This window comes from Paraburkholderia jirisanensis, assembly GCF_054782355.1.
On record NZ_BAAGSQ010000012.1, the window covers coordinates 1 to 14,915 of the forward strand.

At 62.1% G+C, this 14,915-nt stretch carries 11 protein-coding genes; 5 read left to right on the forward strand and 6 right to left on the reverse strand.

Going from position 1 to position 14,915, the window contains the following annotated elements; translation table 11 throughout:
- The 3 genes from ACYVNQ_RS06695 to ACYVNQ_RS06705 form a co-directional block, all read right to left on the reverse strand.
- Positions 1-4,339 (reverse strand): two-partner secretion domain-containing protein (locus ACYVNQ_RS06695; protein ID WP_460901687.1); only part of this gene is annotated, 4,339 nt, incomplete at its 3' end.
- Between the two features lie 375 nt (positions 4,340-4,714).
- Positions 4,715-5,434, reverse strand: coding sequence for an anti-sigma factor (locus ACYVNQ_RS06700; protein WP_460901689.1), 720 nt, complete (start codon positions 5,432-5,434; stop codon positions 4,715-4,717).
- Positions 5,431-6,252: a sigma-70 family RNA polymerase sigma factor gene (locus ACYVNQ_RS06705; protein ID WP_460901691.1), complete on the reverse strand. Its 822-nt coding sequence runs from the start codon at positions 6,250-6,252 to the stop codon at positions 5,431-5,433. Before ACYVNQ_RS06705 ends, ACYVNQ_RS06700 begins: the two co-directional genes overlap by 4 nt.
- A 184-nt stretch (positions 6,253-6,436) precedes the next feature.
- Here ACYVNQ_RS06705 and ACYVNQ_RS06710 point away from each other — a divergent pair, with 184 nt between their 5' ends.
- From ACYVNQ_RS06710 to ACYVNQ_RS06730, 5 genes are all read left to right on the forward strand, one after another.
- Positions 6,437-7,414: a ferritin-like domain-containing protein gene (locus ACYVNQ_RS06710; RefSeq protein WP_460901693.1), complete on the forward strand. Its 978-nt coding sequence runs from the start codon at positions 6,437-6,439 to the stop codon at positions 7,412-7,414.
- A gap of 100 nt (positions 7,415-7,514) precedes the next feature.
- The gene (locus tag ACYVNQ_RS06715) at positions 7,515-8,813 is read left to right on the forward strand and encodes an Nramp family divalent metal transporter (protein WP_460901695.1); all 1,299 of its coding nucleotides are present in this window, start codon (positions 7,515-7,517) and stop codon (positions 8,811-8,813) included.
- A gap of 95 nt (positions 8,814-8,908) precedes the next feature.
- Positions 8,909-9,688: a DUF1295 domain-containing protein gene (locus ACYVNQ_RS06720; protein WP_460901697.1), complete on the forward strand. Its 780-nt coding sequence runs from the start codon at positions 8,909-8,911 to the stop codon at positions 9,686-9,688.
- Between the two features lie 50 nt (positions 9,689-9,738).
- Positions 9,739-10,836: an SAM-dependent methyltransferase gene (locus tag ACYVNQ_RS06725; RefSeq protein ID WP_460901699.1), complete on the forward strand. Its 1,098-nt coding sequence runs from the start codon at positions 9,739-9,741 to the stop codon at positions 10,834-10,836.
- Positions 10,837-10,840: 4 nt separating this feature from the next.
- Positions 10,841-11,452 carry a lipocalin family protein gene (locus tag ACYVNQ_RS06730; RefSeq protein WP_460901701.1) on the forward strand — a complete coding sequence of 204 codons (612 nt, stop codon included), beginning with the start codon at positions 10,841-10,843 and terminating at the stop codon, positions 11,450-11,452.
- 37 nt (positions 11,453-11,489) lie between these two features.
- On the opposite strand, the gene ACYVNQ_RS06735 is transcribed toward ACYVNQ_RS06730, so the two are convergent.
- From ACYVNQ_RS06735 to ACYVNQ_RS06745, 3 genes are read right to left on the reverse strand one after another with little or no spacing between them, the layout of a single operon-like run.
- Positions 11,490-12,701 (reverse strand): class I SAM-dependent methyltransferase, encoded by a 1,212-nt coding sequence (locus ACYVNQ_RS06735; RefSeq protein WP_460901703.1) that lies wholly within the window; start codon positions 12,699-12,701, stop codon positions 11,490-11,492.
- Positions 12,702-12,703: 2 nt separating this feature from the next.
- Positions 12,704-13,510 carry a DUF1365 domain-containing protein gene (locus ACYVNQ_RS06740; protein ID WP_460901705.1) on the reverse strand — a complete coding sequence of 269 codons (807 nt, stop codon included), beginning with the start codon at positions 13,508-13,510 and terminating at the stop codon, positions 12,704-12,706.
- Positions 13,507-14,808, reverse strand: coding sequence for an NAD(P)/FAD-dependent oxidoreductase (locus ACYVNQ_RS06745; RefSeq protein WP_460901707.1), 1,302 nt, complete (start codon positions 14,806-14,808; stop codon positions 13,507-13,509). Before ACYVNQ_RS06745 ends, ACYVNQ_RS06740 begins: the two co-directional genes overlap by 4 nt.
- Positions 14,809-14,915 lie beyond the last annotated feature (107 nt).

A 14,915-nucleotide genomic window follows, 5' to 3' on the forward strand; every position in this document is an offset into this window, starting at 1 on the left:
CCAGATACACCTGCGGCACCAGCACCGTCTGGTGCGATCCATCGGGCAGGGTCACGTCCTGCGACACCAGCCACACCATGTCGGTGGTCAGCTGCTGCATCTGCGCGGCGCTCAGCGCGATGCCCGGCGTGAGTTCGAATTCCTTCGCGTACGCGACGCCGTTCGTCATGAGCGCCGTGTATTCGGCCATGTTGTCCGTATAGCCCGCCAGGAACGTACGGCCGGTCAGCTGTGTGATCTGGTTGCGGATCAGCATCTGCTCGACCATGCCGTCGCCAAGCCGCTTGATCGTTTTCATCGGGTCGATCCCGAGCTGGCCCAGCATGTAGTCGCTGCTGATGAAGTTCGCGTACTGCGTAAAACGCGGATCGGTGGCGACCAGATAGGTCGTATCAGGAGCGGGGTGGTACGTATAGAGGCCGCCGGCCGGCAGTTTCAGGTTCGGGATGCCGCCTGTTGCGCCGCCAAGTGTCTGCAGTGGCACGACCGGTTGTCCAGTTACGGTTCCATCCGCGCTGCCGCCCGTCACGCCGGAGCCGGTCACCGTCTGCCCGTTACGATCCACGGACGCGATCGTGATCGTCGCTGCATCGGTCTGCACCGTCGCATTCGACGAGGCAATCGCCGGCAGGGCGTCCACCGTGGCGCCACTCCCGGCGATGGCGGTTTCGACCGTCTTCGTGTCGCTATCATCCCCCGTCTTCTGGTGCCAGTAGAACGTCGATGTCTGTTCGCCGGTGACGGTCTGCCGTAGCACGGTGCCGGTGTCGCTCACACTGCCGCCGTTCGCGCGGCGCACGAGATTGCCACCGGCGGCCATCGTCGATGATTCGTTGCTGACCGATCCGCCGTCCGCGTTCACGCGGATCGCACCCTGCGCCTGGATCGTCGCCGCGCGGCCGGCGCTGATGAGTGTGTCGGTGGCGGTGGTGGTCGTTACCGTACGCGAGGTTTCGACATAGTCGTGCTTGTCGTCACCGAGTGTTTCATCCACCCTGGCCTGGTCCGGCCGGATATGCTTCTGCGGATCGAAATCCGGCCAGAACGTGATGGTGTATGAGTCGCCGTTATCGGTGATGCTGTTGTACCACTGCACCGGGTTCGTCGCGATATCGCGTGCCTGCGGCACCGGCCTTTGCTGGCAGCCGTGGTCGTTACAGAACGCGGTCGTCTTTGAAGCGTCGGAGTAGACCTCAATGAGCGGCTGCGTTAGCGAAAACGTCTGGGCGGCCGTGTCCAGGCTGCTCACCTGTGATCGGGGCACGGTCACGCTGACTGGCGCCTTCAGCCTGTCAATCATTTCCCCTTTCAGCGGGGCCTTGTCCGGTGTCCAGTTCCACTGTGCAAAGGTCGAACTGCTGTGCGTTCTGAGCAGGTCGCCGATCGGGATGCCCGCTGTCCAGAGTGTCAGTGTCTGCGTGGCGGTGGTTTGCGGGGCGCCTGCCTGCGTGAGCACGCCCGTGCGGACGTTGGTCAGCGTGTGCGCGGCGATGTCGATGTTGCCGTCCGCGGAGATATCGGCGGCGCGGTTCGTGAGCGTATCCGTCTGGCTGGCGAGGAGACCCGCGGCGTCGCGTGTGTTGTTTCTCGCAATCTCCAGGTCGCCCATGCTGTAGATGAGCGCGCCATCGGCGTTCGTGACCGAGTTCGATGCGTACAGGCCGACGAACTGGGCGCCCGCGATCACGGCGCTCTCGCCAGAATTCGTCATGTCCGTCGCGAACAGCTGGACGTCGTTGCCGATGATCGTGCCGGTGTTCGCCAGCGCTGTGCTGTGCGTGCGGACCGCGTCGCCCTCGATGCGGCCGTCGTTGACCAATGTGCCAGCTGCATTGACGGTGGTGGCGGACGAGTTGAGCACGCCGCTCGCGGCATTGATGACATTCGCACCGCTCGCAGTCAGTGCGCCACCTGCGGCGAGTGTTCCCGTATTGGCCAGCGTGCCGCTTGCACTGACCGTCATGTCGTGGTCGGCGCGCAGGTTGTTCGCGGCGCCGTTCGTGTAGTCGCCGGTCGCTGCAAGCACCAGGTCGTGGCCGGCGATCATGTCGCCGTCGCCGCTCATCGCGCCGCTTGCGCTCACATCACGGTTTGCGCGGATCGAGCCGCCCGCATTCGACAGCGCGCCGACGGTAAGCGATACGTCGAGACCGCCGAGAATGGTGCCGCCGGCGTTGATGACGTTCACGGCGGCCTGGTTCAGCTTCAGCGTAGTGCCGCTGAAAAGCGTGCCGTCCGTATTATTTACCGTTTGCGTGACGTTCAGGTTCGCGGCACTGCCTGCGACGAGATTCGCGCCTGCATCGTTCACGAGCGTTTGCGCATTAACCGTGACGTCGCCGTTACCACCGAGCGTGCCGCCGGTATTGGTCACGTTCGATGCTGTGACGTTCGTTAAACCATCGCCCGCGTTCGCGAGCTTGCCGGAAGTGTTGTCAATATCGCCGGCTGTGACATTCAGCGCACTGTGTGCGCCGTTGGCCGACACGGTGCCCTGCGTGTTGACCAGCGCGCCGCCTGCACCCAGATCCAGATTGCCTCCGGTCTGCGCCGAGCCACTGGTGTTGTCGATGTTACGCTGGGTCGAGAGGGCAAGCGCCTCGCCACCGTAGATCGTGCCACCACGGTTGACGATGCCGGTCGAGCCGATGACCTGTGCGGACTTCTGCGCGATCAATGTGCCGCTGGTGTTGTTCACGTTTGTGCCGCTGACCGCAAGCGCACCGTTGGTCTGGATCGCACCCGACGCATTCGACAACGCGCCCGAAGCACTGACCGTCAGTTCTCCCGCTCCGGCGTGCTCGACTGCACCGTCATCGTTCGCGATGCTGCCTGCAGCGATACGAAGATTGCCGGCATTCGATACGATCGTGCCGTCCTTGTTGTCGATCGTGCCACCCGCGTGGATGGACTCATCAGCGGTGCCGTACTGCGTGAGCCTGCCACCGCGATTAACGAGATCACCGGTCGCCGACAGGCTGAGCGTATCGCCGCTGATCTCGCCGTTCGTGTTGTCGATGGAGGAGGCGGCCACCGTCACTGCCGAGCCCGACAGTGTGCCGCCGACATTGCTGACGGTGCCCGTCGCGTTCACACTCAGGTCACCCGTACCCGCCGTCGTGCCATCGCTGTTGACGCCTGCGCCTAACGTACCGGTCGAGGCGACGCTGCCCGCACTGACTGTCGTGTTCTGCTGCGCAGCCACTACGCCAGTGTTCGCCAGCACGCCCGACGTACTGAGATTGACGCTCTGCTGCGCGAACGTCGTGCCGCTGTTGTCGATGCCGTCACGCGCACTCGCCCTGATATCGCCGCTCGCACTGGTCTGGCCTGCGAGCACCAGCTTGCCATCCGCCTGCAGGATCAGGTCGCCCGCATCAACGGCGAGAATGCCTTTGGTCGAGACACCCACGCCGTTCTCGGTTCCAACCAGAAAGATCCGGCCCGCGTACATGCTGCCCAGATCACCCAGGTCGATAGATACACCGGTGACCGGGCCATCGCCTTCACCCGCGATCCGCGTAGTCGCAAGCGTGTCATGATCGACCGCGTTCGCGCCAGTCACTACGTTCAGATTCTTCGCAAAGATCGCTGCATTGGCCTTGACCGCCCGTGCGATCAGATCGACCTGATTGACGTTCGACGCATTCAGCCCCGCGCCCTGCACCGCGATATCGCCGCCCCTGACGTTAAAGCCCGACAGCGATCCATCGGGCGCGAAGTTCGGCGTACCCGTCGTGAGAATCGCCCGCGACGTGTTGATGAACCCACCGCCGTTCACGCTGATCCCCGATCCGTTCGCAATGACGACTTCCGCGCGCTGGCCCGCGACCTCGAGATGCCCGTTGATCTGGCTCGCCGCACCACCGTTGACCTGGTTGACGATCACACGCGCAGCCTGGCCGGGCCCGAAGTTCGGATTGCCGTTGATCAACCCCGCCTGCTGCGTCTGCACGATGGTCGGCGAGTTATTGAGGATCGCACCGCGCTGCGGCACATCGAACTGGCCGTAGGTGTTCATCGAGACACCTGCGCCCGATGGCCGGTTGATGTTGACCTGGTCGAGCCCGTTCTGCGTCTGGATCACAGAAGGCGCGTTCGCACCACCAGGCACCATCTGCGCATTGGACCATGCGGGTATCACGCCCAGCAACACGAGCGCCGCAAATGCGATCTGTCGGACCCTCAACACCTGGCCTGACGGCGCAGACGAAACGGACGGCGTACCACCGCAAGACGTCTGTCCTGGTTCCTTACCCGCCGCCGTAGCCGTCTCACCAACCGCGACAAGCATCCGTCTGATCCGGCTAAAAACAAGCCGATAGTTATTGCTGTTCATCCGTTACTTCGGAACGCCAAGTTTTGAAGACTTGTAAACTAACGTCCAAAGATACAAATGTGATCACTTGCTGAGCTGAATACAACAGATAACAGCAAATAGGAATTTTCTGATCGAGCAGTCTCTTGAATTTGTGTAGCTCGCTCAGCGAATGGATTGTTCATGCAAAGAAATGAACATTTTGAACGGATCACACAGGGCACCACTCGTGCGATCCGCCAACGCTATTGCGAGTTCATCGAGACGCAAGGCACGCAGCTATGCCCGCTTCGAAACCATACGGACTATGCGCCCTCAACCGCAGGCACGCCCCGACCATCGAGCATCACTCCGCATGAGCGGGTAAGCCACATCACCCACTCAATTTCCAACGCATCAAATCCCCTTCACCGGCCCCGCAGCCAGCACCGGCCCCGTCGGCTGCCCCGTCGGCGACCCACCATGCGGTTCAAGCGACACCGCCAGCGTAGTCTGCAACCCCAGCGTCTGAAGCTTCGCCTGCGCAACCGGCAAGATCGTCGGATGCTCCGGATCGATCACCCCAAGCGAGATCGGCTTAGCCCCAGGCGGAATCATCCACATTTCCGCGGACTGGTTTGCCGCAATCGCAAAGCCACGTGCCGGAACGACCACAATCTGCCCATGCTGCGCGTCGACCGTCGCCGTCCACGCCGGTCCAAAACCCTGCCGCTCAAGCGTCGCAACCAGATACTGCGTCCCAGCCGCCGGGACAGCCTCATTACGTAACGACACCGTCCGCGTCAACACAACAGCCAAGGCGCAAGCCGCAACAACCGAAGTCAACCCCGCCCAGCGCCAGAACTTCAGGCTATTCCACAACCCCGCACGACGCTCCCGCTGCTCCCAACCCAATCGCGCTTGCAAACGCTCCCACAGATACGACGGTGGACTCACCGCTTCGATATCTTCAATCAAAGGCATCAACCGCGCCTGCCAGCGCGCCAGCGACTCCGCCATGCCCGGTTCCTGCTGCAGCGCGAGCTCGATTTCACGGCGCTCGTCTTCGCCGAGCACGCCCAATACGTACTCTGCGCAGCGCAGGTCGTTTTCGTCGGATGAGGTGGGCGTATTCATCGTTCCAGGCATGCTTTCAACTGAATCAGACTGCGCCGGATCCAACTCTTCATGGTACCCAGCGGAACACTCATGCGCGCAGCCAGTTCGGGGTACGACAGACCCGCGAAGAACGCTTCCCTGATCGCCTGCTTCTGCGTATCCGGCAGCGCCTGCAGACACACTTCGAGCCGCTGCCGCTCCTGGCTCGATTCGGCAAGTGCCGCAGGTGTCGGCGCTTCGTCGACGATCTCTTCGGCGGCGGCTTCGTCAAGCGGCTGGGTGCGACGCCGCCTGATGCGATCGATCGCGCGATTGCGCGCGATCGTGCCGAGCCATGTAATGGCGCTGGAAAGCTGAGGATTAAACGTGCCTGCCTGGTTCCACGCGGTGACGTACACGTCCTGAAGCGTGTCTTCCGCTTCCGGGCGGTCGCGCAGCAGCTTGATGCAGATCGCAAAGATCTTCGGCGATGTGCGGCGATAGAGCGTTTCGAACGCCACCCGGTCGCGCAAGGCCGCGGCCGATAGCATGCTATCCAGGTCGTCGCGCCCGGCGGTGTCCGAAGTCGCGGGCGTACCCGTTGCTTCGCCTATTGCTCTTTGCTGCCTTGAAGACATGTGCCATCCGTGCTGACGATACGGGGTACGCGTTGATTCATCCAGTGTAGCAGCACGATACGTCCCCCGTGACCTGTCAATTGCGAATAGTTGTGTGAGCATCGGAATTTCCTTGAGCGCTGCGAACTTCGTATGTTTCCTTTTTACGTTGCTGCACCCATCGCGGATGCATGGCGGTAAGGTCTTACCGCTTTTTATTTTTCTGAAAATAAATCGCAACGTGCTGCATCCGCTCCGGCGTGGGCTCCGTATTGCAAGTGAAGACGCGACCGTCGCCGGCCACGACTAGTCGGTGTCCGCCTCCATGCATCGATTGTGCGTGCGTGTATCGCCATGCTTGACATGGCTGTCACGCACCGCACGAGCCGTGCATGCGTTCACTTGCCCCCCAAGGAGCTGGATCATGTCAGAAGCAAATACAAACGCACTCATCGACGCATTCGACCGCCGCACCGAGCGTCGCAACAATCGCCGTCAGTTCTTCAGAAACGCAGGCGGCCTGGGTCTTGGCCTTGCGAGCGGTACGCTCATCAGCGCATGCGGCGGCGGATCGGGCAATAACGCCAGCGCCGCGGCCACCATGGCACCCACCGACGCCGAGATTCTCAACTTCGCGCTGAACCTCGAATATCTCGAGTCGCAGTTCTACAGCTTCGCAACGACCGGCGCCGGCCTGCCCGCCTCGATGACCACCGGTGTCGGCACGATGGGCAATGTGATTCCGGGTCAACAGGTGCCCTTTCAGGACCCGGTCGTCAAAGCCTATGCAAACGAGATTGCGAAAGACGAGCGCGAACACGTTACGTTTCTGCGTAACGCGCTCGGCACATCGGCGGTCGCGCAGCCTGCCATCGATGTCGGCGGTACCGATCCGAATGGCGCGTTCTCGAATGCAGCGCGCGCGGCGGGCCTGGTCGGTGCAGGCGCCGCATTCAACCCGTACGCTAACGACAACAACTTTCTGCTCGGCGCGTTCATCTTCGAAGACGTCGGTGTCACGGCCTACAAAGGCGCTTCGCCGCTGATCACGAACAAGACCTTTCTCGAAGCGGCGGCTGGCATTCTCGCGGCCGAGGCGTATCACGCCGGACTGATCCGCACGACCTTGTTCTCGAAGGGCATCGACACGGCAAGCCTGGTGTCGTCCGCCAACGCGATTTCCGCTGCACGCGACAGCCTCGACAACAATGGCCAGGACGACCAGGGCATTTCGGGTGCGACGGCGGACATTTCCAACATCGCACCGCTGGACAGCAACGGCATCGCGTTTAGCCGCAATTTCGCCAACGTGCTGAACATCGTCTATCTGACCAGCTCCGCGGCCCTCAAGGGCGGCTTCTTTCCGAACGGCGTGAACGGTTCGCTCAACATGAGCGCCTGACTTCGCATCGGGTGGGTTGATCCGCAGCGGGTGGCGCGCACTCCTTCGCCCGCTGTTTTTTTCTCCGTCTGACGTGCGCAACGGCGCACCGGAGCCCCTGATGAACAGAATCGCTGTTCGCGCTGTGATGCCGGCGTCCCTCACCGAGCGCTCGCGCACCACCATGCACGCCGCCCTATCCGGCGCGCATCGCGGGCCACGTGCGCTGCTGGCGTTTGCCGGGCCAGCCATCGTCACATCGGTGGCCTACGTCGATCCCGGCAACTTCGCGACCAACATCCAGGCCGGTGCGGGTTACGGCTATACGCTGCTGTGGGTCGTGTTGTTATCGAATCTGATTGCGATGCTGTTCCAGTCGCTATCGGCGAAACTCGGCCTCGTCACTGGGCGCAATCTCGCTGAGCTGTGTCGCGACAGCTTGCCGCAACGTTGTGTGTTTGCGATGTGGATGATCAGCGAACTGGCCGCCATGGCGACCGATCTTGCCGAATTCACCGGAGGTTCGATCGGCGTTTCGTTGCTGTGCCGCTTGCCGATGCTGCCGGCGATGTGCATCACTGCCGCCGTCACATACAGCCTGCTGCAACTGGAGAAACGCGGTTTTCGCCCGCTGGAACTGGCGATCGCGGCACTCGTCGGCGTAATCGGCTTGTCGTACCTTGCCGAACTGACCATGACGCAGATGGATTGGCGCGCGCTGCTCCAGCATTCCGTCACGCCGGCGATTCCCGACAGCAATGCGTTGACGCTGACGGTGGGCATCGTCGGCGCAACGGTGATGCCGCATGCGCTGTTTCTGCATTCGGGGCTGATGCAAAACCGCATTTCGGCGCGTAACGATCGCGAGAAGGCCACGCTGCTGAAGTTCTCGAATATCGAAGTGGTCGTGGCGCTCGGCGTCGCGGGTCTGATCAACATGGCGATGGTCGTCATGGCGTCTGGCGCGTTTCATCACGGCAACCCTGAGATCGCCAGCATCGAGACCGCCTGGCGTACGCTCACGCCGCTTCTTGGCAGCGCCGCCGCGGGGCTGTTCCTTGCTGCGTTGATTGCGTCCGGCATTTCGAGCTCGGTGGTCGGCACGATGGCTGGGCAGATGATCATGCAGGGTTTTGTCGGCTTTCACATTCCGATCTGGCTTCGACGGCTCTTGACGATGGCGCCTGCATTCGTAGTGGTCGCACTCGGAGTCGACGCCACGCGCGCGCTGGTATTGAGCCAGGTCGTGTTGAGCGTCGCGTTGCCGGTGCCGATGATCGCGTTGATCTGGTTTACCTCGCGTTCCACCGTAATGGGGCGTTTTCGCAACAGCAGGATCATGAACGCGGGCGGCCTGATCGGCACGGCGATCGTGCTGTGTCTGAACGTTGTGCTGATCGTACAGACCTTTCGCGCCTGATCTTGCGGCCCCGCCCGTTGCCCATGCATCCGCACGCCGACGTCGTGCGTATACGCTGCTGATACCACACAGGTCCTTCGACCAGGGAGCTTCCGATGTCTGTCGCGGCCGCAGCGTCGATTGCGTTCGTTGGGCTGGTCGTGCTGTTTGCGGCCTTCTGGGCGTGGCAATTGAAAAGCGAAAACGCCGGCATGATCGACCCGATCTGGGCGTTCTCGCTGGGCGCGGTCGCCGTGTTCTACGGCATCGCGAGCGACGCCGATCCGCTTATGCGCACACTTGTCGCGGCAGGCGGTGGGATCTGGGGGGCGCGGCTCGGCTGGCATCTGTGGCGACGTAACGCTGGTAAACCCGAAGACCCGCGTTATCACCGCTTCCGCAAGCAATGGGGTGCGGCGGCGGGACGCAAGATGTTCTGGTTCCTCGAGTTTCAAACCGTCGTTTCGTTGGTGCTGTCGCTGGCTTTCGCGGTGCCTGCATGGCGTGCGGAGCGCCCCTCCACCGTGTGGATCCTGCTTGCGGTGCTGATCTGGATCGCATCGGTGGCAGGCGAAGCGATAGCAGACAGTCAGCTCAGGCGCTTTATCGCCGCTCCCGCGAATCGCGGCAAAGTGTGCCGCGTCGGACTGTGGCGCTATTCGCGGCACCCGAACTATTTCTTCGAGTGTTTGCACTGGGTGGCCTATGTCGCGTTGTCGATCGGTTCGCCGTGGATCTGGCTCACGCTGATTCCGCCCGCGCTGATGGCATTCCTGCTGATGAAGCTGTCAGGCGTGCCGCTTGTCGAAGCGCATCTGGTCGAATCGCGACCCGGCTACGCCGACTATATGCGCGACACCAGCGCATTGATTCCGTGGCCGCCGCGACGCCGCTAGTTTTCCGTGCATTTCCGATACGTTTCCAACCCGCTTGAACGGTACTCACCATGACAGTCACGGCAACTCAGCATCCGCTAGACCACCCTGCAGACGACAGCGATGGCTGGCTGATCCGCGCATGCGAGCGTCGTCGGATACCGGATTGGCTGATCCGCATCGGCATGCGCCGCCTGATGCGGCAGCGTCTGATCGACGAAGGCGCGGTGGATGGCGAGTTGGGTGCACAGCGTTTCAACGCATTGCTAGATGAATTGCGTGCAAGTCCGATCGCAATCGAAACCGACGCCGCGAACACGCAACACTACGAACTGCCGGCATCGTTCTTTCACGCGCATCTCGGGCCGCATCTGAAGTACTCGTGTTGCCTGTATCCACGCGGCGACGAGACACTCGAGCAGGCGGAGCATGCGATGTTCGCACTCTATGCGAAGCGGGCGCAGATCGAAGATGGCCAGACCATTCTGGACCTCGGTTGCGGTTGGGGTGCGCTCGCGCTGTGGTTGGCCACGCACTATCGGAATTCGCAGATCGTGGCGCTGTCGAACTCGCACGGCCAGCGCGAATTCATCGAATCGCGGGCTGCCGCAACGGGCATCAAGAATCTGCGCGTGGTGACGGGCAATGTGGTCAAGTTCGATCTGGAGCGCGAATTCGGCAACGGCTATTTTGACCGCGTGCTATCGGTCGAGATGTTCGAGCATATGAAGAATTACGGCTTGCTGCTCGAACGCGTGGCACGCTGGATGCGCTCCGATGGAAAACTGTTCGTCCATATCTTCGCGCATCGAACCCTCGCCTATCACTTTCAGACCCAGGACTCGACGGATTGGATGGCGAAGTATTTTTTCACTGGCGGCACGATGCCTTCGCAAGCGTTGTTGCTGCACTTTCAGCAAGACCTGCGGATCAACCGGCAATGGTGGGTCAGCGGTACGCACTACGCGCGCACGGCCGAGCATTGGCTGGAAAATCTCGACCAGGCGCGCGAGCGTGTGATGCCGCAGCTTGCGCTCGCTTACGGCACCGATCACGCGCGACTCTGGTTTCAGCGCTGGCGAATGTTTTACATGGCCGTAGCCGAACTGTTCGGTTACGCACAGGGCAACGAATGGGGCGTTGCGCATTATCTGTTCGACAAGCGGTGATGCGATGAACCGTCCGACACGCTGTACCTGTATTGCTTTGGCACTGACAGCCGCCGTTGCGTCGGCCATCCTGCTGTCGGCCTGCTCGCAAGCGCCTGCCAATCCGAATCCGCGCGCCGACGTGCCGCTGAAAGCCGCCAGCGTGGATCTGCCGCGATACATGGGCCGCTGGTACGTCATCGCGATCATCCCGTATGCGCTCGAAAGCAAATACGTCGGCAGCCATGCGGACTGGACACTAAGGGAAGACGGCAAGATCGACGACCGCTACACCGCACACCCGAAAACCTTCGACGCCGAGCCGTCGAAGTTTCATTTCGTCGATAGCGTCGTGCCGGGCAGCGGAAACGGCGAGTGGTCGGTACGGATATTCTGGCCAATCTATGTGACCCAGTTGACGCTTTATGTCGACGACGACTACCGCTATACGCTGCTCGGTCTGAAGGACAAAAGTCTTGGCTGGATCTTTGCGCGCGAGCCGGATATGAGCGACGCCGTGTATCGTTCGCTGCTTGCGCGATTCGATGCGTTGGGCTATGACGTGTCGCGCTTTCGCCGAGTGCCTCAGCATCCGGAGCAGATCGGCAAGTCCGGATTTCTGCCGCAAGACAACTGAGGCCTGACACGCACCGCGTGCCCGATACGCACACACGTCACGTGCCGGCCGTGACGACGAACTGCCGGACATCCGTACGCCGCTCCGCAAAGCCCGCTTCGCAATACGCAAAATAGAGCCGCCACGTACGGATGAACACGTCGTCGAAACCAAGCGCCCGGACCGCATCGATGTTTGCCTCGAAACGCTCGCTCCAGCACTGCAACGTGCGCGCATAGTCGAGCCCGAACGATAGCGACGCGACGGGCGTCATATTCGCGCGCTTTGCCGCGGCGCAAAAGCGTTTGGGACCCGGCAGCATGCCGCCCGGAAAAATATACTCGCGGATGAAGTCACTCGAAGTCCGGTATTGGGCCACGCGCGCATCGTCCATCGTGATCGACTGGATCAGCGCCGATGCGCCCGGCTTCAGCAGGCGTTTAAGCGCACTGAAATACGTATGCCAGTAGCGCTCGCCCACCGCTTCGAACATCTCGATCGATACCACCGCATCGTAGATGCCCCGCAAATCGCGGTAGTCGCGTAGCTCGATCGTGGCGAAATCGCCGAGGCCGGCTTGTGCCACACGTTCGCGTGCCCACTCGTGCTGCGCCGCGGAAATCGTGATGCCATGCACGCGTATGCCCTGACGCGCCGCGTGCAGCGCAAAACCGCCCCACCCGCAGCCCACCTCCAGCACGCGCATGCCCGGGCGCAACCCGAGCATATCGACGATACGTTGATACTTCGCGGCCTGAGCGTCTTCCAGCGAACGGTTCGCGTCGCCGTCGAACCACGCGCTCGAATAGGTCATCGTCGGGTCGAGCCACAACGCGTAGAACGGATTGCCGAGATCGTAGTGCGCGTGCACGTTGCGCTGGCTGCCGCTGCGTGTATTCGGGCGCAACCAGTGTCGCAATCCATAAAACAGCCGTGCAGGCACGCTGCCAGACACGGTGCGCGGCAACGCCGCTTCATTGCGGATGGCAAGGCGTAGCAGCGCCACCATGTCAGGCGTGTCCACCCATCTTGCGCGATACGCTTCTGCAAAGCCGATGTCGCCTGCCTTCAGGATTGCGCGGCACGCCCGCCAGTCGTGCAGCACCAGTTGTGCACCCGGCTGGGCATGCGGATCGCCAAACACACGCTGCTCGCCACGCGGTGTAGTCAGCACAAGATGACCGACACGCATACGCCCCAGCAACGAAAGAAATACGCGGCCGAAGACCGGAGCATCGCTGGCGTCGTAGAACGCACGTAAAAACATCATGATCACAATTCCTCGTTGATTGTCGTTGTTGAAGATGAGTGAGGCGAAGTCCGCGACGGCTGCCTGCCGTAGAACGGCACTTTCTTGAGCCACAGGCGCAGCGCTTGCCAGTGAATGCGCAAGATCACGCCCACTGTCAGAAACGGTTGGTGCATCAGTGCGCGCAGCGCGAGCCCGCGCGTGAGCGGACGCTTTGCTAACGAAATGGCAGTGCGAATCAGCAGCCCGCGCGCGTCGTGATAGTCGATGGAAATCGACGAGCCACGCTCGCTTTCGCGGATACGGAATGCGTAATGCCCGTCGACTGTGCAAAACGGCGACACGTGCAGTGCCTTTGCACAATCGAGTTGGGTGTTTGCGTCGATCGGACCGCGGTCTTCCGCTTGCAGCAAATAGGCATGACGCTGGCCGAACGTGTTGCGCACCTCGGCGAGCAACGCACGCAGACGACCGTCGCGGTCGTGACAGAACCAGAAACTGACGGGATTGAATGCGTAGCCAAACAGGCGCGGGAAAGTCTGCAGCCAGATCGCGCCGCCTTCCAGGTCGATACCCGCTGCCGCGAGCTTGCCGCGTATCCACACAAGCGGATCGGTGCCATCGCACGCGCCGTAGTCGCGCGTCATCAGGCTCAACGGGCGCAGCCGGTCGACGCCGAACCACCAGCAATCCAGTTCCGCGAGCCGCGACAGATCGCATCGAATGCAGAACACCGGATACGCGAAACGATGACGGGTGGGACGCAGCCGCTCGTGCATCACCCGGCCGGACATCAGCCACGCGGCGCGATCGGATGAATGGCCGCTCATCGCACGGACCATGCCGGCTCGACGCCGAAGTCAGCGGCGATGCGCAGCGCCGATTTCAGGCCGTCTTCATGAAAACCGTAGCCTGTCCATGCGCCCGCGAACCACGTGCGCCTCACGCCCTGCAGCGACGAGACGCGGCTTTGCGCGGCCACTGCCGCACGGTCGAGCAACGGATGATCGTAGTCGAAGCGCTTCAATACGGTTTCTGGCGAAGGCGGCCGCGACGGATTGAGCGTAACGATTACCGGTTTTTTGAATGGCAGCGGTTGCAGGCGGTTGATCAGGTAGCTCACGCAGCTTGGGCGCGAGCCGTCCGCCGCGTGCGACGACACGTAGTTCCACGCGGCCCATACCCGCTCGCGGCGCGGCAGCAAGGCCGCATCGGTATGCAGCCACGCGACGTTCGGCTGATAGCGGATCGCACCGAGCACGTCGCGTTCGGCCAGGTTCGCATCTTCGAGCATGCGCAACGTGTCCGGCGCGTGCGTCGCAAGAACCAAGGCGTCGAAGCACTCCACGCCGGATTCGCTGGTCACGGTGACGCCGTCCGGCTCGCGGCGCACCGCCACGACGCGCGCGTTCGTGCGCACGTCGTCGAGCGTGGCGACGATGCGGCGCACGTATTCGCGTGCGCCGCCGGCGACGGTCTTCCAGCACGGGCGGCGATTGACCTGCAACAGCGAATGGTTCAGGCAGAAACGCAGAAAGGTCGCGGCCGGAAAACGCAGCACGTCGGCAGTCGCGCACGACCAGATCGCGGCGGCCATCGGCAGCAGATAGTGCTGCCTGAACGGGGTGCCGTAACGGCCTGCCGTCAAAAGTTCGCCGACCGAGCAACCGCTGACGGAGGCGGCGGCAAGATGGGCCTCGGCGGTTGCATTGAAACGCAAGATGTCGCGCAGCATGCCGAGAAAGCCCGGAGAAATCGCATTGCGCCGCTGGGCAAACACGGTATTCAGACTGGTGCCCGCCCATTCGAGCCGCCCGTGGTCAAGCGAGACCGAAAATGACATCTGGCTTTCGTGCGATGCAACACCCAGTTCGTCGAACAGCGCGATCAGGTTCGGGTAAGTACGATCGTTGAAGACCAGAAAACCGGTATCGACAGGATGGCTGAGGCCATCGAGTTCGACGTCGACGGTATTGGTGTGGCCGCCCACGTAACCAGCCGCTTCATAGAGCGTGACGCGATGACGACGGGCCAGCAGATACGCGCTCGCCAGCCCGGCAATGCCGGCGCCGATCACGGCGATGCGGCTGCCCGGCGAAACGGGGTGAGTGGCCGTCTGCACAACCATGGGGAATCTCCATCAGCGACGCGTCGATAGCCAGGGAAGAGAACGGCGGCGCGCCATTCCTTTTCTACGCACGACAACGCGAAACGGATGCAGACAAATGGCGTGGA

What these genes read in the sequence shown, in the direction of transcription:
- ACYVNQ_RS06735 (WP_460901703.1), bottom strand. Translation starts at nt 12,701, where the DNA reads ATGATGTTTTTACGTGCGTTCTACGACGCCAGCGATGCTCCGGTCTTC.
- ACYVNQ_RS06715 (WP_460901695.1), top strand. Translation starts at nt 7,515, where the DNA reads ATGAACAGAATCGCTGTTCGCGCTGTGATGCCGGCGTCCCTCACCGAG.
- ACYVNQ_RS06740 (WP_460901705.1), bottom strand. Translation starts at nt 13,510, where the DNA reads ATGAGCGGCCATTCATCCGATCGCGCCGCGTGGCTGATGTCCGGCCGG.
- ACYVNQ_RS06720 (WP_460901697.1), top strand. Translation starts at nt 8,909, where the DNA reads ATGTCTGTCGCGGCCGCAGCGTCGATTGCGTTCGTTGGGCTGGTCGTG.
- ACYVNQ_RS06710 (WP_460901693.1), top strand. Translation starts at nt 6,437, where the DNA reads ATGTCAGAAGCAAATACAAACGCACTCATCGACGCATTCGACCGCCGC.
- ACYVNQ_RS06700 (WP_460901689.1), bottom strand. Translation starts at nt 5,434, where the DNA reads ATGAATACGCCCACCTCATCCGACGAAAACGACCTGCGCTGCGCAGAG.
- ACYVNQ_RS06725 (WP_460901699.1), top strand. Translation starts at nt 9,739, where the DNA reads ATGACAGTCACGGCAACTCAGCATCCGCTAGACCACCCTGCAGACGAC.
- ACYVNQ_RS06745 (WP_460901707.1), bottom strand. Translation starts at nt 14,808, where the DNA reads ATGGTTGTGCAGACGGCCACTCACCCCGTTTCGCCGGGCAGCCGCATC.
- ACYVNQ_RS06730 (WP_460901701.1), top strand. Translation starts at nt 10,841, where the DNA reads ATGAACCGTCCGACACGCTGTACCTGTATTGCTTTGGCACTGACAGCC.